Genomic DNA, 1,015 nt, shown 5'->3' with positions numbered 1-1,015 from the left:
TGAACCAAAGATTAACGAAATGAATAGTAAAGAAATTAGGGGCAGTGTCATTTCTGAGGACAATAGAAAAGGGTTGACCGAAGCCAACCCTTTTATTTAATCGAAACCTTTTAGGCGTTTATTTAAGTTGAGATTTAACGTGCTCAACAATATCCGCCATCGCTACTGGAGTTTTCTCGCCAGTACGACGGTTTTTGTATTCGAAGTTACCTTCATCCATGCTGCGATCGCCAATCACGATAGTGTGAGGGATACCGATCAACTCGATGTCAGAGAACATTACACCTGGACGTTCTTTACGGTCATCAAATAGAACTTCGATGCCCATAGCAGTTAGTTCCGCGTATAGCTTCTCTGCTGCTTCTTTTACGCGCTCAGATTTGTGCATGTTCATTGGCACGATTGCTACTTGGAAAGGTGCAATTGCGTCTGGCCAAATGATGCCGTATTTGTCGTGGTTCTGTTCAATCGCAGAAGCAACAACACGCGATACACCGATGCCGTAACAACCCATCTCTAGGATTACGTTTTTACCGTCAGGGCCAAGAACGCTACAGTTCATTGCTTCTGAGTAAACGTTACCAAGTTGGAAGATATGACCAACTTCGATACCACGTTTCAGCATTAGCGTACCTTTACCACATGGGCTTGGATCACCTTCCACTACGTTACGCAGATCTTCTACTTGACCCAGTTCAACGTCACGACCCCAGTTAATACCGAAGTAGTGTTTACCGTCGATGTTTGCGCCAGCGCCAAAGTCGCTCATGACTGCTACGCTGCGGTCAACGATGAATGGCAGTTCAAGGCCTACAGGGCCAAGAGAACCAGGGCCAGCACCGATCAGTTCACGAATTTCTTCTTCTGATGCCATCTCTAGTGGAGAAGCCACTTGAGGTAGGTTTTCTGCTTTCACTTCGTTTAGCTCGTGGTCACCACGAACGATCAACGCAATGATTGGTGCATCGATTTCGTCAGACGCTTTAACAAATAGCGTTTTAACGGTTTTCTCGAT

1 protein-coding gene is annotated in these 1,015 nt (G+C 45.7%); it reads right to left on the bottom strand.

All coding sequences use genetic code 11. From position 1 onward, the window contains the following. Window positions 1–118 precede the first annotated feature (118 nt). Window positions 119–1,015: proline--tRNA ligase (gene proS, locus R8269_RS26510; protein ID WP_318223074.1), on the bottom strand; the 897-nt coding region annotated here is incomplete at its 5' end.

The sequence above is a fragment of the Vibrio sp. Vb0667 genome (assembly GCF_033391095.1).
Note: the sequence above shows the minus strand (reverse complement) of the source record. Positions and strands in the feature narration are given on the sequence as shown.